Below are 18836 nucleotides of genomic sequence, written 5' to 3' on the forward strand. Positions count from 1 at the left end.
GGAAAATAGTTTTATATTTAAAATTCAAAACACAAAAAACATTCATTATGAAAATCAAAATCTCTGTAGTAATTCTTCTTTTTTCTTTTACGGCTTTGATGAGCCAAAAATTCGACAAGTTAATCTATTCGAAAAAAGATAAACCGACGGTTATTATTAATGAAATTATCATCGCCAATTGGGAATTATTAAATTCAATCCCAAGCAGTAAAATAAAGAAAATGGATGTCATGAAATCCAAGTCGAACGAAGCGGATCAATATTCCGCAAAATATCCTAATTTAAGTCAATATGGATTAATCGTCTGTACTGCAGATGTTGCTCAACTTGAGTCGAAAACCCAAAATCAAATTCGAACTTTCTTTGGCACAGATCCAAAAACTAAAATATATGTGGATGGTTTTCTCTTGGTAAATAATGATTTCCGGATCGCTACAAAAAGCATCAGAGAAATTGAAATGATCAAACCCAACGAAGAGGAATTCAATACAGAAATGATTATTAATGTTTGGACTTTGGATAAAGAGAACAGAATATCGTCTTTGACAATATCAAAAAATGAAATTATAAAAGATTTTTAATAATTTCAAAAGAATGCGCAATATTTTCCGAGTACTTGTGGCGTTAACTTTTGCATTAATTTCGTGTAATCCTAAAACCGAAAAAACCATGAACTCTACGAACTGCGCTTGATGAAACCCAGTTTGAACTCGCCATCTGCACTATTTTCACTTTGGAAAGTGGCCTTATAACGAAAGACTTCACCTATTATGATAATTTCGATGAGGAGGAAATGAAATAATTTAGATCAAAAAATTAATATTTCTTAAGAAATCTTTTTTACATTAAATTTTCAGTAATTTAGGTTTTTATTAATTTTCAGATTTACAATTAACGCATGTCCGATTCTTTTTTCATCGACCAAACTTTTGACAAAATAGACTTTACTTTAAATCAATTACCAAAAGGCGAATATGAAAACTGTATTTTCCGAAACTGTGATCTTAGCGATTATAATTTGTCTGACTTTAAATTTAATGAGTGTGAATTTGTAGATTGTAATTTGAGTTTAGCCCAATTACATGGAACGGTTTTTCGGGATGTTAAATTTAAAGAATGCAAAATGCTGGGACTTCAGTTTGAAAATTGCAATGATTTCGGTCTTGCTTTTACTTTCGCGCAATGTCAGTTGAATCACTCCTCTTTTTTCCAGCTTAAAATAAGAAAAACAGTTTTTAAAGAGTGTCAACTGCGTGAAATCTATTTTTCCGAAGCTGATTTAAGTTTCGCAACCTTCGCAGATTGTGATTTATCGTTATCTAACTTTTACCAAACTGTTCTCGAAAAAGCCGATTTTCGGACGGCTCAAAATTATTCTATCGATCCGGAAAATAACCGCATCAAAGGCGCTAAGTTTTCCTTATCAGGAATTTCTGGCCTACTCTACAAATATCAAATTAAGATTGAGGAATAAGTAGAATTACAATTCTTTCTACATTCAACTTTAATCTAAAAGCACTAATTTATTTCTTGCTCTATGAAGTTCATAAATCTTCATTGTTTTTCCCTTTCAACATGATTTGAAAAAGGAATCGGCAGGTCATTTTCTTGGACTTATATTTGTTGCTATGGAACGGATTTGCAAAACAGACATTTCATGCCTTGCGTAAATGAACGATAATGTTGTGAAATAATTTCACATCCTTTAAAACTATATTGTAATACATTTCGTATTTTACAGATACTAACAGAAAGTGAGAAATGATGGATAAGAGGAAAAATAGTGATTTAAATTTTGGAAAGGGTTTCACGTTTAGCAAACACACCCCAGAAGAAATTTCTCATTTTGATCGGGTTTTCGATGTTTTTAAAGATCTTCTCACCCATACTTCGGGTGACATTGAAGAAGCCTTTGAATGGCTGGAAATGCTGGATAAAGAATATGACATTTTCACCGATGAATATACCTTGGAGAATTTTGAAGAAGACCTTAAGAAAAGAGGCTACATCAAAGAAGAAATAGATCCAAAAGACGGAAATGCTGGAACTGGGAAAGGTAAAAATATTTTAACCGCTAAACTAGAAGCTGCTTTGCGGGAATTTGCTTTAGACCAAATTTTTGGGAAACTGAAAAAAAGCGGCATCGGAAATCACAATACCAAAAAAGTTGGCGTTGGTGATGAACGCGACGGTGAAAATCGAAACTTTCAATATGGTGATGATCTATCAACCATCAACATGACCGAAAGTTTAAAAAATGCTCAGATTAATAATGGAATCTCAGATTTACGCTTAACCGAAGACGACCTCATCGTTGAGGAAACAAAACACAAAGCGCAAATGAGTACGGTTTTGATGATTGACATCAGCCACTCCATGATTTTATACGGCGAAGATCGGATCACGCCCGCGAAAAAAGTGGCCATGGCTTTGGTGGAACTCATCAATCGAAAATACCCAAAAGACTCCATTGACATTATTGTTTTTGGAAACGAAGCGTGGCCCATAAAAGTGAAAGACCTTCCCTATTTACAAGTCGGACCTTACCACACAAATACGGTTGCAGGTTTAGAATTGGCGATGGATATTTTGCGTAGAAAGCGAAATACAAACAAGCAGATTTTCATGATTACAGATGGAAAACCGAGTTGCATCACCTTGCCAACGGGGGAATTTTACATGAACAGCAATGGTTTGGATGAAATGATAGTTTCCCAATGTTTGACAAAAGCTGCACAAGCCCGAAAATTGAAAATTCCAATCACCACTTTTATGATTGCACAAGATCCTTATTTACGGAAATTTGTGGAAGCTTTTACCGCACTTAACAAAGGAAAAGCATTTCTAACAGGACTTTCCGGATTGGGCCAAATGATTTTTGAAGATTACGAGAAAAACAGAATAAAAAGAATTTAACGATTGTACAAAGTATAATATACCAGGTAAATTACTTCGTACATTTTTACATTTGACATCGTACAACTAAAAAGAATATGAAAACAGATATTACATTTAAAGAATTAAAAGATTCCGGTTACCAACATAAAACCATTAACCAGGAAATTCAGGCAAATTTAATTGCAAAAATAAAGGCAAAAGAACCTGTTTTCGAAGGTCTTTGGGGTTATGAAGATACGGTTGTTCCGCAATTGAAAAAAGCAATATTAGCAGGACATCACATCAATCTCTTAGGTTTACGCGGACAGGCAAAAACAAAGATTGCACGAAGTATGGTGAGTTTGCTGGATGAATATATGCCGATTGTGAAAGGTTCTGAAATTAACGACAGTCCTTTTATTCCAATCTCAAAATACGCAAGAGATCTTATTGAGGAACACGCCGATGAAACTATGATTTCCTGGGTTCACCGTTCTAACCGTTTCTTTGAAAAACTGGCAACTCCCGATGTGAATGTAGCCGATTTAATTGGTGACATCGATCCGATTAAAGCAGCAACTTTAAAATTGCCCTATTCCGATGAACGCGTTTTGCATTACGGAATGATTCCACGAGCAAACCGCTGTATTTTCGTATTGAATGAATTGCCCGATTTACAGGCGAGAATTCAGGTTTCTTTGTTTAATATTTTGCAGGAAGGTGATATTCAAATCCGTGGTTTTCAGTTGAGAATGCCACTGGATATTCAGTTTGTGTTTACGGCAAATCCAGAAGATTATACGAACCGAGGAAGTATAGTAACTCCTTTGAAAGATAGAATTGGATCTCAAATTTTTACCCATTATCCAAAAACAATTGCACTGGCGCGTCAGATTACGGAACAGGAAGCCATGATTTCTTCCGAGGATCAATCGCAAATTCAAGTCCCAAGTTTGGCAAAAGATTTATTAGAAGAAGTTGCGTTTGCAGCGCGAGATAGTGAATATGTAGATGCAAAAAGTGGCGTAAGCGCGCGACTCACCATTAGCGCCATGGAAAACTTAATCGCCGCAGCAAAATTAAGATTGATTGAATCAGATGCGACAAAAACTTCAGTTCGACTGGTCGATTTTATGTCCATTATTCCATCCATTACCGGAAAAATTGAACTCGTTTATGAAGGCGAGCAGGAAGGTGCGGATCACGTTGCGAAGTTGTTAATCGACAAAGCAGTCATGACCCAGTTTGAAATGATATTCCCGCGCGTTCCGAAGTTAGAAAAAGAAGGTATTAAAACGCCATACACCGATTTAATTAATTGGTTTAACAAAAAATCAGTTCAACTCAATTACGCTGATTCTGACGAAGAATTCCATACCAAACTGAACAGCATTACTCCGCTTCACGACATCGTAGCCGAATATGCGGAACAATTGGACGACGATGATCAGGACTTTTGCAAAGAACTCATTTTGTGGGCATTAACCATCAGTAAGAAATTAGACAAGTCGGAAAGTGAAAATGCTTTTACCTTTGATTCTGCGGGAATTGGTAAATATTACAGCAATTAAAAACAGATTTTCAGATTAAAGAATTTCAATTAATTTAAAGTTTTTTTTTCAACTTTGAATTTTATTAATTTAACCTCTCTTAAATATTATAAGAGAGGTTTTTTTAATATAATTGCGGAAAATTATCCTACTTTGTACTCAATAAAAATGAGGTAATTTTGAAGTTTAAATTTAATTTTTAAAGGAGCTTATTATCAAAAAAAATCTTCTTTTTAAATCCGTGTAAAACAGAAAGAAATGGACTTACTCAGCAATATAACCTGGAGCTTTACCGAAAAAGGATACGATTTGCAAAATGAATTCAATGCCGATATTTCAGAATACCAAAAGGAAATCAAGCAAGAAAAATCATCCTGGAATCCAACTGAAATCGTGATTGAACATCCGAGCGTGGATATCGTTTTCGTAGCCTGGATCGATGTTAATGGTTTGGCTGAAAACGAAATTCTTTTAGAAGACGAGGATTTTTTTGATGATGAAAGAACCAGTGAATTTGGTTTATTTCAAGCTGACATTCAGGCTCGTCTCCACGCTGAAAATGGAAAGAATTTCTCTGCTTTAGAATTAATGTATAAGCTCGATCAACAGTTAAAACCCAAAGAACTTGGTGATGATCTCTTTTTTGAGGGTTTGGGAAGTCTTGAAAGTGACGGTAATATTCCTAAATTTTATTTATTCTGTGGCAGTTGAGATTGGATAAATAGAACAACTTTTCGCACAAATTCTACTGGTGATCAGAAAATGTACTTTTAAGAAATTTAGAAATCTTTAATCCCAAAAGCAATAAGCGACAATTGCGATAAATTAAGGGTTTTAGATATATTTGTCTTCAATAAGCTCAACTTAAAATCTGAAAAAGATGACGCAAAATAAAATTGAAATAATCAATTTTTCGGAAGGTTTGGAAGAACCCATAAAAACCCTCAATTATGAATGGCTGGAAAAATATTTCCGAGTTGAAGAAAGTGACATCCGTTCTCTTTCAAATCCAAAAGAAGAAATTATTGACAGAGGCGGATTTATTTTTTATGCAAAACTAAATGATGTTATCGTTGGGACCTGTTCTCTTCTGAAGAAAGATGAAACTGTTTTCGAATTAGGGAAAATGGCCGTGTCAGCAAACGCACAAGGACACAAAATCGGGACAATTTTACTGGAACACTGTTTAAATTTTGCCAAAGAAAAACAAATTAAAACGCTTATTTTATACTCAAATACGCAATTAAAATCTGCCATTCACCTTTATCTTAAATACGGCTTCAGGGAAATAGCCCTGGAAAAAGGATTGTATGAAAGAGCAGATATTAAAATGGAAAAGCAACTTTAGTCAAATTAAAATCTTCTGATTTTATTTGAATATTATACGTTATTTTGGGAAAAGAAGGATCAAGCCCAAATCAAAATTTTGACTCAACTTCCAAAAAAAAACGGCACCTTTCGGTGCCGTTTATCAATTATTTAAAACAGAAATTATTTAAAATCCGCTTCTGTCGCGTTGTTTAATTCATACGACTGAACATCCAACTGCATGTCTTGTCCCATTTGATTTACTTTGATGGTAAACGGTAATTTCACACCGTCAACTTCTTTGTAATTGGAATAGTACGTTGGGGTTTCAATTTCTTTCCCCTGCATTTTCTGCTTCTTCACTTCACCTACTTTTAAGCCCGTTTTCACGTCATAGTAGTAAGTAGCATCAGCTGTTTTGACTGCGTACGCATCAGCACCGTCAATTTTTTCGATACCTCCCAACGTGTAATCTTTAGAAGTTCCAAAAGTTAATTCCGGGAAAAGACTTTTCTCTTTGGCATAGGCTGCCTGCATTTCTGCGGGCATATCCATCTTATTTCCCTGTGCGGACATTGAACCTTTGTTTCCGTCATACGTCATTTTCTGCACTACATTACCCATCATGGAAACTTCCATATTTACTTTTCCACCAAGAGCTTGTGTATTTTTGATACCCAATTCCATTCCCTGCATTTTTGTGGTCGCAACAGAAGTAATAGAGTTAATTTTAGAAACTTTGTCTTTACCGCCGATAGCAGCAATGTACTTATCTCCAATACTTGCAACAGTTACATTGGCATCAACCTTCTTCACTTCTGGTTTTGCAACCGGATTTCCGTAGGTGTCAAAATATTTTACCGGATAACCTAAACCATCCAGCTGATCCGCAAACTGACTCGATTTGCCTGCCACAAATATTCTCATATTGTTCGGCTTAATAAAATAATCAGATGCTTTTTGAACTTGATCAATCGTCAATCCATCAACCGATTTCAGATAATTGGTGTAGAAATCTTTTGGTAAATCCTGCGTAATTAAATTTAAGGCAAAACGCGCAACCGTTTCCGGTCTTTCTAAGGACATGATAAATGTACCTTTTAACTTCTCTTTTGCATTCTTCAATTCTTCCGGTTTAATGGTTTTGATGCCTTTAATTTCCGTCATGAATTCTTTGATCGCTTTGTCGGTTACTTCACCACGAACATTCGCAGTTCCGCCAAAATTAGAATCGTATTTCGATGTGTCTAAGGCAGTATAAGCTCCATAAGTAAACCCGTTTTTCTCCCGAAGGTTCATGTTCACTCGCGTTTCCAAACTTCCGCCTCCTAAAATATAATTGGCTGTAGTCGCTGCAAAATACTGTGGATCTTTCATTTTTAAATTATGAAGATCTCCTAATTTAATTACAGACTGTGCTGCCGTTGGAACATCCACCACATCGATTTCAGTTTTGGCAACATTGGTAAACTTCGGTAAAGAAGGATATTTGTAATCTGATTTTTTCCAACCTTCAAACGCATTTTCAACCATTTTCTTCACCTCGTTGTACTTCACATCCCCGATAACAACAAGGTATGCGTTGTTCGGTGCGTAAGATTTTTTGTAATAATCCTGAACATCAGCCAAATTAATGGCATTTAAAGTTTGCTCAGTTTCATACTCACCTAAAGCAGAATTTTTGCCATAAGTTAAAACATTGAAAACACGTCTTCCGATTACTTCGGCGCTTAGTTCACTTGATTTTAAACCTGCAATTCCTCTTTCTTTTGATTTACTTAATTCTTCATTCGAGAATTTTGCATCGGTAGCTCCAGCAGCAAAAAGGGTTAAAATTTCTGGGTAATATTTTGAAAGTGTACTTGCGCTCGCGCCATTTCCTCCATAATTAATGCTAGCTCCCAGGAAATCTATTTTTTTGTTAAACTCGTCTTTCGATATTTTCGAAGTTCCACCGCCCAAAAGATCGGCCATCATACTACTTACACCTGCTTTGCTTCCTTCCACCATCGGCGGACGATCAAAGGTTAAAGTAGTACTTACACGCGGTAATTTGTGATCTTCTACCACCATAACAGTTAAACCATTTTTCAGTTTAAAGGTTTGGGGCGTTGCAATATTTACAGTCGGCGTAGGTCCTGGTTTTGGCATTTGGTTAAGGTCGATAACCTGTGCACTCATAAAGCCAGAAATAAAAAATACGGCGGCAATACTATATAATGATTTTTTCATCTTCGATTATTTTTTTTCTGGTAAATAATTAATAATAACTCTTTGGTTGCTGTTCAGATATTTCTTTGCAACGTCGCGAATATCTTCACGGGTAATGTTTCGGTAGATTTCAATTTCTTTATTAATTAAATTGGCATCGCCCTGTAAAACGTGATAGGTCGCCAAAGAACTTGCAATTCCCTGAATACTGGAGTTCGCATTTACAAACTGATTTTCAAACTGGTTTTGCAATTTTTGGAAATCTTCTTCACTGATTAAAGTAGTCTGTAATTTTTTTATCTCAGCATCGATATCTGATCTTAACGTAGCTTCAGTCGTCGTTCCTAATGGAATCGCAAAAAATGCAAACACACTATAATCTTCTTCACCTAAATTGATCGCCTGCACCTGAAGCGCTTTTTTATCTTGATCAACCAGTTTCTTGTAAAGCACAGATGATTTACCGTTACTTAAATACGAAGAAATCATATCCAAAACTTTAGAATCACGTGTTTTATCACTCGGCGTTCTATAGGTGTAAAGGTAAGCTGGCAACTGAATATTAGGATCAGTAAAAGTCATTACCGTTTCTTTTGTAATCGGATCTTCCTGTGGTAAGTTTCTTACAATTGGCGCTCCTTTAGGGATGCTTGCAAAATAAGTATCAATTAATTTCTTTGTTTCCTCCTTTTTAAAATCTCCCGCTACAACTAAAGTTGCGTTATTTGGAACGTAATATTTTTTAAAGAAAGTTAAAAATTCTTCCAATTTTGCAGAATCTAAATCTTCCATTTCACCAATGGTCGTGTTTTTATAAGGGTGTTTTTTAAAAAGTCCGGTTTTAATGGCTTTCATAATATTCCCGTAAGGCTGATTATCAACACGCATTCTTTTCTCTTCTTTCACCACTTCATTTTGAGTATCAACTCCAATTTGATTGATGACAGGATGTCTCAAACGTTCTGATTCCATCCACAATCCAAGCTGAAGATTATTGGAAGGGAAAGTTTCGTAATAATACGTACGGTCGTCTGTCGTGTTGGCATTGTTTGTACCGCCGTTGGCACCCACAATTTTCATCCATTCACCACGTTTGATGTTCGGTGTTCCTTCGAAAAGCAAATGTTCGAAGAAGTGTGCAAACCCAGTACGGTTTGCGATTTCATCTTTTGCACCTACGTGATACATCACAGCAGTGGTAACAACAGGCGCCTTATTGTCCTGATGCAGAATAACATGCATACCGTTTGGCAAATCATATTCTTCAAATTTAATTTCCTGAGCCTGTGACAAAACTCCCAAAAGAAGGAGGCCAAAAGCTGAAAAAGATTTTTTTATCATAATGTTGAATTATATTATTTTCAATAAGTAGCAAATTCTCTATAAAAGTTACATAATCATATAAATTATTATCGTCATCGTCTTAATTATTATTGATATTAATAAAATAGTTCAAAATCATCAGCGTAAGGTCAATTGATTAACACACGTATCTTTTTGTTGATTAGAAGTTGCGGAAATAATGAAAATGCATTTTTACTATTTAAAAAAGCTTTTCTACATTTGTTAAAATTTTAGAAATGCAATTGATAAAAGTGGGACTTTGCGCCTTTGGAATGAGTGGAAGAGTATTCCACGCACCATTTTTAAAAGAACATCCGGGATTTTTTATGGCAGCGATCGTAGAACGAACCAAAGAAGAATCTAAATCCTACTATCCCGAAACCGATATTTACAGATCGGTAGAAGAAATGCTTCAACATGCTGATATCGAATTAGTTGTTGTGAACACACCCGTTCAAACACATTTTGAATACGTAAAAAAAGCACTGGAAGCCGGCAAAAATGTTATTGTCGAAAAACCATTTACCGTAAATGTTACCGAAGCTGTGGAACTCGTAACGTTAGCAAAAGAAAAAAAGCGCTTCCTCAGCGTCTATCAAAACCGCCGATTTGATCGTGATTATCTTCAAGTTCAGAAAATTTTAAAAAGTGAAAAATTAGGAAATATAAAAGAAGTTGAAATTCGTTTCGACCGTTTTCGTACTGAACCGAGCGCAAAAGAACATAAAGAAAATCCACAATTAAAGGGTTCTGGCGCCTTGCACGATTTGGGATCACATCTGATTGATCAGGCAACGCAACTTTTTGGTTTCCCCGAGAAAATTTTCGCTGATGTAACTTCAATGAAAGGTCCTGAATTCGCCAATGACTATTTTGAAATCATCCTTTACTATCAAGATGGTCTGCGCGTCCGATTAAAATCCTCGGTTTTCAGCAAGGAAGCGCATTACGCCTATATAATTCACGGCGACAAAGGAAGTTTTTTACAGGAAAGAAGCGATGATCAGGAAAAAGAATTGGTTGCTGGCGCAATTCCCACATTCAATGAAGATTGGACAAAACCGTTAAATGAACCCGACGGAATTCTAAATTATAGAACAGAAAATTCCGACACCAAAAGAAGTTTAACGTTGAGCGAACCCGGCAATTATATGACCTACTATCAGGAGATTTACGAACATATCGCTTTCGGATATCCGTTACCTTCGTCAGGAGAAGAAATTATTCAGAATATGAGAATTATTGAAGCTGCGTTGGAAAGCTCGAAAGAAAACAAAACGATTGCCCTATCTCATCATTAAGTAGGCTTTTGAGGAAAGGTTTCACGAGAAAGATATGTAATATTTGGGCACCTTTTTCCTTCCTCCACGCTCACTTTTTTATCAGTGGTTTTGACTTCCTTCAGCAATCATTAAAAAAAGTATTCCATTCATTCCGCGTCTCGGCTTGGGAATTAAAAAGTATTGTGGTAAACCGCTGGACAATATAACCTACAAAAAAGTTATGAAATTGTTAAATGAAACGCACTTTAATGTTAATCTGATGTTAAACCACAGCTCAATTTTTCAAAATAACGCCGTATTTCATATCTTTAATTGAAAGTATAAATAAACACTTTAAACGTTAAAAAAATATGGAAATCTTAATCAACACCGACAACAATATTACTGCAAGTGCATAGATGAGAACGCATCTAACAGCAGATTTAGAAGCAAACTTCGAACGTTTTGCCGAGCATCTATCCCGCCTGGAAGTGAAAATTAGCGATGAAAATAGCCACAAAGAAGGTGAAAATGATAAAAAATGTGTGCTCGAAGCCCGCTTGCGCGGAATGAAACCTATAGCCGTAACAGGTCAAGGAAATTCGATTGATCAGGCGCTGAGTGACGCTTCTACCAAGTTGAAAACCTCCCTGGATACGACCATGGGAAAATTACGCAGCTATTAAGAAGAACTTACTATTGCTCATTATAAAGACGTTTTCTCAAGCGTCTTTATTTTTTTGCCTTTCAGTTTCTGGAGATGTATGTTTTTTTATAAATCATGTAATTTTCGGTCTGCTTTTGACTAAAATTTCTCATAAAACGTATTATTTATAAATTAACGAAAACATTTTTATCTAATAATTCTCTTTGGTATCTTTGTCACCTGTTCGAAAGTATGAGAAAACACCCACAAAATAGATTACAAACTCAAACTTCGACAACCGCCTAAAAGTTGATGAAAAAGGAACAAAACAATTGGACTTTCTGCCCAGACTGTCAGAGTCTTGGCAAAAAAAAGCGCAGAATTAAAAAAAGTCTGAGACTTCGCTACCAAGAGGAACTGGAAAAATTCGAAAAGGCAAATGGCAAAGGAACTCCTCCAGTTCGTCCCGAAGCTCAACTTTATACTTGTCCAACTTGTTCTGGCGCTGGAATAATTCCTTTGGAACACCCGCCGATTCCAGATCCTGATAATTATCCAAACGTTGCCATTATTGGCGGCGGAATTGGCGGCGTTGCTTTGGCAGTCGCTTGTCTCCATCGCGGAATCCCTTTTACACTTTATGAACGTGATCAAAGTTTTGATGAACGCTCGCAAGGATATGGACTAACGTTGCAACAGGCGAGCAAAGCCATCGAAGGATTTGGAATTTTAAAGCTGGAAAAAGGCGTAGTTTCTACGCGACATTTAGTTCACACGACCGACGGGAAAGTGGTCGGCGAATGGGGAATGCGGAAATGGTTGGAAACTGAAACCGAACAGAAAACTTCTCCAAAAAAAACCAATATTCATATAGCGAGACAATCTCTGCGCCTGGCACTACTGGAACAACTCGGCGGAAATAAAGCGGTCAAATGGGGATATCAACTCCTCGATTTTAAAGAAAATAAAGGCAATGGAATTGAGCTCAACTTTCAAGTCGACGGGAAAATAAAAACCACCAAAGCAGATCTTATTGTTGGCGCGGATGGAATTCGCAGTGCTGTCCGGAACTTGCTGATTGACGAGGAAATCTCTCCATTGCGTTATCTGGATTGCATCGTGATTTTGGGAATTTGCCCTCTATCTGCGTTGCAAAATATTGAGAGTGATTTATTAGATTCCGCTACCGTATTTCAAACAGCCAACGGCAAGGAGCGAATCTACATCATGCCTTTTGATTCCGACTCGGTAATGTGGCAATTGAGTTTTCCTATGTCAGAAAAGGAAGCCAAAGAATTGAGCGCAAAAGGAAGTAAAGCGCTGAAAGAAGAAGCAATTCGCAGAACACAATGGCACGTTCCAGTTCCCCAGATTTTAGCAGCTACTCAGGAAGCTCAGATTTCCGGTTATCCAGTTTATGATCGCGCTCTGCTCACTTCAGAATTATTAAAAAATGCTGGGGCTGCAACCTTGATCGGCGATGCCGCACATCCGATGAGTCCATTTAAAGGTCAGGGCGCGAATCAAGCTTTGCTGGATGCCCTTTCTTTAGCCCGTGAAATTTTTAAAAAATGCAAACCATTATCTCAATGGAAAGAAAGTGGAATTAGAGAAAGTGTTTTAACTGATTTTGAAAATGAAATGTTAGAACGCAGCAAATCGAAAGTCGAGGATTCTGCCGCCGCCGCAAAATTTCTCCATTCTGAAATAGCTATTTATGAAGGTGATGAACCGAGAGGAAGGGTTTTGAAGAGGAACGAAGTCTGAATTTCGACTTTATTTGCTGCTACTTTTTTGTACCTTCTTTTTAGCAATCTATATTCTAACAGTAAAATTCAGAACAAAAACGAACAAAAAAAGCACAATCCCTTTCGAAATTGTGCATCTATATTTTATAAAATAACAGAAAATTAATCCGCCATTGCTTCACCTGCTTTTCTGTAGGTGTAATTTCCGTAAATGTGTCTTCGTGCAAAACGGCTCGGCGAATCTGAATTTACCATTTTGATGTAGGCATTTCTAGGAACACCAATGTATTCGAACATTTTTCCATTCAAATGCTGAACTTTCAATATCGATTTTTCTAAATAGAAATCCTGAATATTTGATTTTGATATCGTTTCGGTATATTCTTCTTTGTACTTTTCCTGCGTCTCTGGGTTGATGCTTACCAAAAAGTGGTAGGCTTCAATCACCGACTTGCTTTTTTCTTCAGCGTCGAGTTTCGCAGCTTCGTCGTTTACAAATTTATCTGGATGAGAATCTTTCATCGTATTCCGGTAAATTGTTTTTAAATCTTTTAAGGTGGCGGTTTTATCTACTCCAAGAAGCTTTCTGTGCTCTCCAATTTTTTTCATGTACTGAATTTATTTTTGCGGGTGCAAAATTAGGCTTTTTATATTTAATAGGAATATTAAAAAGCTTCAACTTCCTCAAATTCATCACAAAATTTATCTAATCGCCGACAGTAGGACTTCACACAGAATATTGCCAAAGACGATCAGTGTTGTAAGAATTGCTCAACTGAAGCACGATGCAGTTTTACCGAACAGCGCCTTCGGGGAATTTAACCTGGTTAGGAGATTCATTCAGCTTTGGTAAAGCGTATTTTAAAATTCGAGTTCGGCGACCAGTCGTATCGGTCGGTTCTACTGGATAAGAAACCACGGCTTCCATCCAGGCGTAAACATTATTCCTAAAATAAACAGCTGGTTCCCATTGTCGGTGCTTTCGCATATCAATTCTCGGATATCTTTCATTAAAATCCTGTCGTGCAGCTTCTAGCAGACAATCTTCTACAAATTGTAAATCACTCGTGTATGCAACCTGAATCGCCGTTTCATTCCAGATAAAAGGAACTTGCGGACCGGAATAATTAATGATTTCTTCGCGCAAAATTAAACTGTTTGGAAAACGAACAGTTCTACCACTTCGTCGGTCATTGCCAAGATAGTCTCCGCTACATTCTAAAATAGAAGTGTCTAAGTAATTAATTTCAATGACATCGCCACGAAACCCTTTGATCTGAATTCGATCGCCTACCAAATAAGAACGGCGCAAAATCAAATAAATCCACGCGATAAAGGAGGAAATGGGTGCCTGCAAAGCAAAACCTAAAACCAAAGAAATCAAACCGAAACTTACGGCGGCGGCCATTAAATTTTGAAAAAGAAAAGATGCCGCCACAATAAGACTGAAAACGAGGGCAAGAAAACGTACGATTCGCAACAGATTATACCGGTCGCCTTCCAGATGGTTTTGACTGTAGATCAGTTTATCGATGAATTTACTGATGAGGTAAATGATGGATATTAGAAATAAACTGATACTCAACTTTCTAATAAAAGGAATATAATGACCCCAAGAATTGAAAATCGGCAAATTCACGAGATAATAGATTGCAATTAAAGCCACGGCGATGGAACTATAAATGATAATCCATTTTTTATTATTGTGCTTGTCCATAGAAAAGGTGTTCAAATTTAAAGTCGAAAGGAAAAAGAATTCTTTAATATAAACTTTAAAGTTAAAAAAAGATATTAAAAAAATACCCCCGTCGTAAACCTTTGCTGAAATTAATCACTGAAAGGTTTTTAAAAAAAATAGAAAATAGCCGCTAACCTCTGAACAAAAAGAAATCATCTTTCATATCCTCAATTTGCGAATCTTCGTTGGTAATGATATAATCAATCGCTCTCGTGGTGAATTCATTTCCCTTTTCAGTTAACGAAACGATACCATGTTGGATGGTGAAGAGATTATTTTTCAATCCTAAATTCAAGACGGTTTTACTGCGTATTTTTTGCCAGTTGATGTGTTCATTAAGATGGTGAACGTGTCGCTCTTTCACTTCGTGATGATTTTTAAGATGCAGAATAAAAGTGATTAAGGAGACTTCGATTCGTTGTTGCTTTTCTCGATAAAGTACCGCGAATAAACCTTTGCTTGGCGCAAATAAATACACTATTAAAAACACAACGCCCAACATGGTAGCAATACTTCCGGCAATAGAAGCATCTAGATAATTGGCAGCCCAATAACCTGCAACAGCGCTGAAGACGCCAAAGAAGCAAGCCAGCAGAATCATTTTCGTGAGATTTGTCGTCAGCAAATAAGCAGAGGCTGCGGGAGCAATCATCAATGCCACTACCAGAATTGCACCTACGGCATCGAAGGCTCCAACAGTTGTAACCGACGCCACACTCATTAAACCATAATGAATGATCGCTGGAGAGAAGCCCAGTGAAGTCGCCAGTCCCGCATCAAAAGTGCTGATTTTTAACTCTTTATAAAAAGCCAGTAAAAGCGTAATTGTTATCAGCAATATAATCCCGATTACCCACATTGATTTAGGGCCAAGATCAAATCCGTCATAATAAATACGGTCAAAAGGAGTAAAAGCCAATTCGCCCAAAAGCACCGCATCGATATCCAAATGTATATCATTGGCATATTTGGCAATCATAATAACGCCAATACTGAAGAGCGCCGGAAATACCAATCCGATGGCTGTATCTTCTTTGACCAGTTTGGTTTGCTGAATTTTTTCCACCATTACCACGGTAAGCACGCCCGTTAAAGCGGCTAGTAAAATGAGCAAAGGCGAATTTAAATCTTGCGTGATAAAAAACCCGATTACCAATCCAGGTAGAATAGAATGACTGATCGCATCGCTGATCATCGCCATTTTCCGAAGGACTAAGAAGGTTCCCGGAATAGCGCAGGCAATCGCTACCAAACTGGCAATGATCTGTATTTCTAATTGAGCACTACTCATCCTTCAGGTTTTGATTATACATATTGGTAGCTGCTTTTACGCCTGCTGGCGTCAGACTCCACATGTTTCCATGGAGCGTCACATAGTTTTTATTGACGAGCTGTCGAAGTCCTTTTCGGCTGTAACCTTGGAAATTATTCAAAATTTTAATTGCGTGCGGATGCGAACTGTCTTCGTGATCTTCAATAATATGATACATAAAGGCCAATGTTTTCTGAAATTCTAAATCGTTTCTATTTTGGATCAATCTAATTTGTTTGAATAAAAGTCCGCGGGTCGGTGAAAAAATAAAGGAGAATAAAACAAAAACCGAAGCGACTAAAACAATCACAGGTCCGGTTGATAAATTATTTTGAGTAGAACTGATGGCCGTTCCAAAAACTCCAGCACTTGCTCCTAATATTGCGGCGAGAAAAACCATTAATCCTAGACTATTTGTCCATTGTCTGGCCGCAGCTGCAGGTGCTAAAAGCATAGCGCTCATTAAAACCACGCCGACCGTCTGTAAGCCAAGAACAATGGCTAGGACAATAAAACTTGTTATTAAAAGATCAATGAACTTGGTGTTAAAGCCTAAAGTTTGCGCGTAATCTTTATCAAAAAGTAGGATTTTAAATTCTTTCCAGAAAAGTAAAAGAACGATTAAACATAAACCGGTGACAATACTCATTAACCACACATCACTTTCTACCAAAGTGGCGGCTTGTCCGAAAAGATATTTATCTAAACCCGCCTGATTGGCGTTGGGTTGTTTCTGAATGAAAGTCAAAAGTAACATTCCGAATCCAAAGAACACAGAAAGAATTAATCCTAAAGCAGTATCAGATTTTAAATGGGTTTTGGTGGTAATTCCACGAATCCATAAAGTGCCGATGAGTCCACTTATTAAGGCTCCAATTAACAGAACATTGGTGTCTTTGGAACCGGTAATTAGAAAGGCTATAGCAATTCCCGGCAAGGCAGCATGAGAAATAGCATCGCCCAGTAAACTTTGTTTTCGCAACACGGCAAAACTCCCCAACATTCCAGTAACTCCGCCCAAAACAGCGGTGCCCAAAGTGATGGTTCGCAAAGTATAATCGCTAAAAACGAGTTTGATGTATTCTACGATATCCATTTTATTTCTGAATACTTACTTTGTAATTAATGCCGTAGGTCTTCGTCAGATTATCATCATTAAAAATATCTTTCACGGGACCAGTCGCAATTTTCTTAACGTTTAAAAAAGTGACCCAATCGAAATATTCGGGAACGGTTTGCAAATCGTGATGGACAACCACCACCGTTTTATTGGCTTTTCGAAGTTCTTTTAAAATATTGATAATCGCTACTTCAGTTGTGGCATCAACTCCCTGAAAAGGTTCATCCATAAAATAAATTTCTGCGTCCTGAACTAAGGCACGCGCTAAAAATATACGCTGTTGTTGGCCACCAGAAAGCTGGCTGATCTGTCGATCTTTAAAAGAAAGCATTCCCACTTTTTCTAAGGCTTCCAAAGCTTGTTTTTTTTCTTTTTCTCTCGGTCGCTTAATCCAACCTAAATTTCCGTAGGTTCCCATCATGACGACATCAACGGCAGTGGTTGGGAAATCCCAGTCGACACTTCCCTTTTGAGGAACATACGCTACTTTTTTTCTTTGCGAATCGTAAGGTTGATCGAAAATGGTTACACTTCCGGCGATGGGTTTTAAAATTCCTAAAATAGCTTTAATCAATGTTGATTTTCCAGCACCATTTGGTCCGACAATCGCCATCAACACGCCTTCTGGAATCTGCAAATCAATATCCCACAAAACCGGTTTGTAATTATATGCGACCGTAAGATCATCTACTTTAACTGCTATTTTTTCCATTATTTTAAAGCGCTGACGATGGTGTGAACATTAAATTTAAACATGCCGATATAAGTACCTTCTGGAGTTCCAGGATTCCCTAACGCATCAGAAAACAAAGTTCCCCCGATTTTCACGTCGTGATTCTTAGAATTTACCGCAGCCTGCAAAGCTTCCACAGTTCGTCTCGGAACAGAACTTTCAATGAAAACAGCTTTTACTTTATGGTCGATGATATAAGCGGCAGTTTTCTGAACATCTTGCACGCCGGCTTCCGTTGCGGTAGATAATCCTTGCAAACCAACAACATCAAATTTATAGGCTTTTCCAAAATAATTAAAAGCATCGTGAGCCGTAACCAGTCGACGTTGATCTTGGGGAAGTGTGGCGATTTCCGCTTCAATTTCCTGCTGTGAAATTTCTAATTTTTCTAAATATAACTTGGCATTCTTTTGAAAAAATTCTTTATTTTCCGGCATTGCAGCTGAAAGTTGTTTTTCGACAAAAACGGTAATTTTCTTCCAATTATTAACATCAAACCAAATATGAGGATCGTAATTCGACGCAAAAAGCGTGGAACCAATTAAATCTTTTTTATCTAAAGCATCCGACACCGCTACCGTATTGATTTTTTGTCTTTTCATCTTTTCAAAAACTTCTACCAGTTTACCTTCCAAATGAAGACCGCTGTATAAAATCATATTTGCATTGGATAATTTAGAAACATCACCTTCACTGGCTTTATAGAGATGTGGATCTACACCTGCGCCCATTAAACCTTCTATCACCACTTTGTCACCACCGATATTTTTAACCAGATCCGTAATCATGGAAGTCGTAGTGACGATATGGAATTTACCGTCTTTGGGTCTGGTATCTTTACAACCGAGAAGAAAGAAGCTTAAAAAGGCGATGAGTAAAAATTGTTTCATTAATCTAACATTTGAAGCGAAGTTATAAAAAAAAGCTGGCTTACAACTCATAAAATAATCAAAGACAATAAATTGACGGTCAAAAATTCAAAATAAT

At 37.0% G+C, this 18836-nt stretch carries 17 protein-coding genes; 9 read left to right on the forward strand and 8 right to left on the reverse strand.

All coding sequences use genetic code 11. The annotated features are described in order from the left end of the window. Window positions 1–47 precede the first annotated feature (47 nt). From LC814_RS05455 to LC814_RS05480, 6 genes are all read left to right on the forward strand, one after another. Window positions 48–581, forward strand: coding sequence for a hypothetical protein (locus tag LC814_RS05455; RefSeq protein ID WP_226065538.1), 534 nt, complete (start codon window positions 48–50; stop codon window positions 579–581). 317 nt (window positions 582–898) lie between these two features. Further along, window positions 899–1474 (forward strand): pentapeptide repeat-containing protein, encoded by a 576-nt coding sequence (locus LC814_RS05460; protein WP_226065540.1) that lies wholly within the window; start codon window positions 899–901, stop codon window positions 1472–1474. A gap of 287 nt (window positions 1475–1761) precedes the next feature. Beyond that, a complete protein-coding gene (locus tag LC814_RS05465) occupies window positions 1762–2916 on the forward strand; it encodes a vWA domain-containing protein (RefSeq protein WP_226065542.1) in 1155 nt (384 codons plus the stop codon). 77 nt (window positions 2917–2993) lie between these two features. After that, window positions 2994–4448 carry a sigma 54-interacting transcriptional regulator gene (locus tag LC814_RS05470; RefSeq protein ID WP_226065544.1) on the forward strand — a complete coding sequence of 485 codons (1455 nt, stop codon included), beginning with the start codon at window positions 2994–2996 and terminating at the stop codon, window positions 4446–4448. A 237-nt stretch (window positions 4449–4685) separates the two neighbouring features. After that, entirely contained in the window at window positions 4686–5138 is a 453-nt protein-coding gene (locus LC814_RS05475; protein WP_226065546.1) for a hypothetical protein, read from the forward strand. A 169-nt stretch (window positions 5139–5307) separates the two neighbouring features. Further along, window positions 5308–5775 (forward strand): GNAT family N-acetyltransferase, encoded by a 468-nt coding sequence (locus LC814_RS05480; RefSeq protein ID WP_226065548.1) that lies wholly within the window; start codon window positions 5308–5310, stop codon window positions 5773–5775. Window positions 5776–5918: 143 nt separating this feature from the next. On the opposite strand, the gene LC814_RS05485 is transcribed toward LC814_RS05480, so the two are convergent. Both LC814_RS05485 and LC814_RS05490 read right to left on the reverse strand, forming a co-directional pair. Then, a complete protein-coding gene (locus LC814_RS05485) occupies window positions 5919–7967 on the reverse strand; it encodes a M16 family metallopeptidase (RefSeq protein WP_226065550.1) in 2049 nt (682 codons plus the stop codon). Window positions 7968–7973: 6 nt separating this feature from the next. Further along, window positions 7974–9287, reverse strand: a complete 1314-nt coding sequence (locus LC814_RS05490; RefSeq protein ID WP_226065552.1) for a M16 family metallopeptidase — start codon at window positions 9285–9287, stop codon at window positions 7974–7976. 239 nt (window positions 9288–9526) lie between these two features. On the opposite strand from LC814_RS05490, the gene LC814_RS05495 reads away from it, so the two are divergent. From LC814_RS05495 to LC814_RS05505, 3 genes are all read left to right on the forward strand, one after another. Further along, a complete protein-coding gene (locus LC814_RS05495) occupies window positions 9527–10591 on the forward strand; it encodes a Gfo/Idh/MocA family oxidoreductase (RefSeq protein WP_226065554.1) in 1065 nt (354 codons plus the stop codon). A 380-nt stretch (window positions 10592–10971) separates the two neighbouring features. Then, entirely contained in the window at window positions 10972–11238 is a 267-nt protein-coding gene (locus LC814_RS05500) for an HPF/RaiA family ribosome-associated protein (protein WP_226065556.1), read from the forward strand. Between the two features lie 272 nt (window positions 11239–11510). Further along, window positions 11511–12965, forward strand: coding sequence for an FAD-dependent oxidoreductase (locus LC814_RS05505; protein WP_226065558.1), 1455 nt, complete (start codon window positions 11511–11513; stop codon window positions 12963–12965). Window positions 12966–13108: 143 nt separating this feature from the next. Here the strand turns inward: LC814_RS05505 and LC814_RS05510 are convergent, their stop codons facing one another. The 6 genes from LC814_RS05510 to LC814_RS05535 all read right to left on the reverse strand — a co-directional run bounded on the left by LC814_RS05510 (window position 13109) and on the right by LC814_RS05535 (window position 18739). Next, the gene (locus LC814_RS05510; protein ID WP_226065560.1) at window positions 13109–13555 is read right to left on the reverse strand and encodes a KTSC domain-containing protein; all 447 of its coding nucleotides are present in this window, start codon (window positions 13553–13555) and stop codon (window positions 13109–13111) included. 184 nt (window positions 13556–13739) lie between these two features. Then, on the reverse strand, window positions 13740–14663 hold the full coding sequence (locus tag LC814_RS05515) for a mechanosensitive ion channel family protein (RefSeq protein ID WP_226065562.1): 924 nt from the start codon (window positions 14661–14663) through the stop codon (window positions 13740–13742). Window positions 14664–14814: 151 nt separating this feature from the next. Next, window positions 14815–15975 carry a metal ABC transporter permease gene (locus LC814_RS05520; RefSeq protein ID WP_226065564.1) on the reverse strand — a complete coding sequence of 387 codons (1161 nt, stop codon included), beginning with the start codon at window positions 15973–15975 and terminating at the stop codon, window positions 14815–14817. Next, window positions 15968–17092 (reverse strand): metal ABC transporter permease, encoded by a 1125-nt coding sequence (locus LC814_RS05525; RefSeq protein ID WP_226065567.1) that lies wholly within the window; start codon window positions 17090–17092, stop codon window positions 15968–15970. Before LC814_RS05525 ends, LC814_RS05520 begins: the two co-directional genes overlap by 8 nt. Before the next feature lies 1 nt (window position 17093). Continuing rightward, window positions 17094–17828, reverse strand: coding sequence for a metal ABC transporter ATP-binding protein (locus LC814_RS05530; RefSeq protein WP_226065568.1), 735 nt, complete (start codon window positions 17826–17828; stop codon window positions 17094–17096). Next, complete coding sequence (locus LC814_RS05535) at window positions 17828–18739, reverse strand: metal ABC transporter solute-binding protein, Zn/Mn family (RefSeq protein ID WP_226065570.1); 912 nt, start codon at window positions 18737–18739, stop codon at window positions 17828–17830. The genes LC814_RS05530 and LC814_RS05535 overlap by 1 nt, the downstream gene beginning before the upstream one ends. Window positions 18740–18836 lie beyond the last annotated feature (97 nt).

It is taken from the genome of Kaistella polysaccharea (genome assembly GCF_020410745.1).
Taxonomy (GTDB): Bacteria; Bacteroidota; Bacteroidia; order Flavobacteriales; family Weeksellaceae; genus Kaistella; species Kaistella polysaccharea.

Coding starts and splice junctions, on each gene's coding strand:
- LC814_RS05475 (WP_226065546.1), top strand. CDS start 4,686: ATGGACTTACTCAGCAATATAACCTGGAGCTTTACCGAAAAAGGATAC.
- LC814_RS05455 (WP_226065538.1), top strand. CDS start 48: ATGAAAATCAAAATCTCTGTAGTAATTCTTCTTTTTTCTTTTACGGCT.
- LC814_RS05500 (WP_226065556.1), top strand. CDS start 10,972: ATGAGAACGCATCTAACAGCAGATTTAGAAGCAAACTTCGAACGTTTT.
- LC814_RS05490 (WP_226065552.1), bottom strand. CDS start 9,287: ATGATAAAAAAATCTTTTTCAGCTTTTGGCCTCCTTCTTTTGGGAGTT.
- LC814_RS05465 (WP_226065542.1), top strand. CDS start 1,762: ATGATGGATAAGAGGAAAAATAGTGATTTAAATTTTGGAAAGGGTTTC.
- LC814_RS05520 (WP_226065564.1), bottom strand. CDS start 15,975: ATGAGTAGTGCTCAATTAGAAATACAGATCATTGCCAGTTTGGTAGCG.
- LC814_RS05470 (WP_226065544.1), top strand. CDS start 2,994: ATGAAAACAGATATTACATTTAAAGAATTAAAAGATTCCGGTTACCAA.
- LC814_RS05525 (WP_226065567.1), bottom strand. CDS start 17,092: ATGGATATCGTAGAATACATCAAACTCGTTTTTAGCGATTATACTTTG.
- LC814_RS05530 (WP_226065568.1), bottom strand. CDS start 17,828: ATGGAAAAAATAGCAGTTAAAGTAGATGATCTTACGGTCGCATATAAT.
- LC814_RS05485 (WP_226065550.1), bottom strand. CDS start 7,967: ATGAAAAAATCATTATATAGTATTGCCGCCGTATTTTTTATTTCTGGC.
- LC814_RS05460 (WP_226065540.1), top strand. CDS start 899: ATGTCCGATTCTTTTTTCATCGACCAAACTTTTGACAAAATAGACTTT.
- LC814_RS05480 (WP_226065548.1), top strand. CDS start 5,308: ATGACGCAAAATAAAATTGAAATAATCAATTTTTCGGAAGGTTTGGAA.
- LC814_RS05510 (WP_226065560.1), bottom strand. CDS start 13,555: ATGAAAAAAATTGGAGAGCACAGAAAGCTTCTTGGAGTAGATAAAACC.
- LC814_RS05495 (WP_226065554.1), top strand. CDS start 9,527: ATGCAATTGATAAAAGTGGGACTTTGCGCCTTTGGAATGAGTGGAAGA.
- LC814_RS05535 (WP_226065570.1), bottom strand. CDS start 18,739: ATGAAACAATTTTTACTCATCGCCTTTTTAAGCTTCTTTCTTCTCGGT.
- LC814_RS05505 (WP_226065558.1), top strand. CDS start 11,511: ATGAAAAAGGAACAAAACAATTGGACTTTCTGCCCAGACTGTCAGAGT.
- LC814_RS05515 (WP_226065562.1), bottom strand. CDS start 14,663: ATGGACAAGCACAATAATAAAAAATGGATTATCATTTATAGTTCCATC.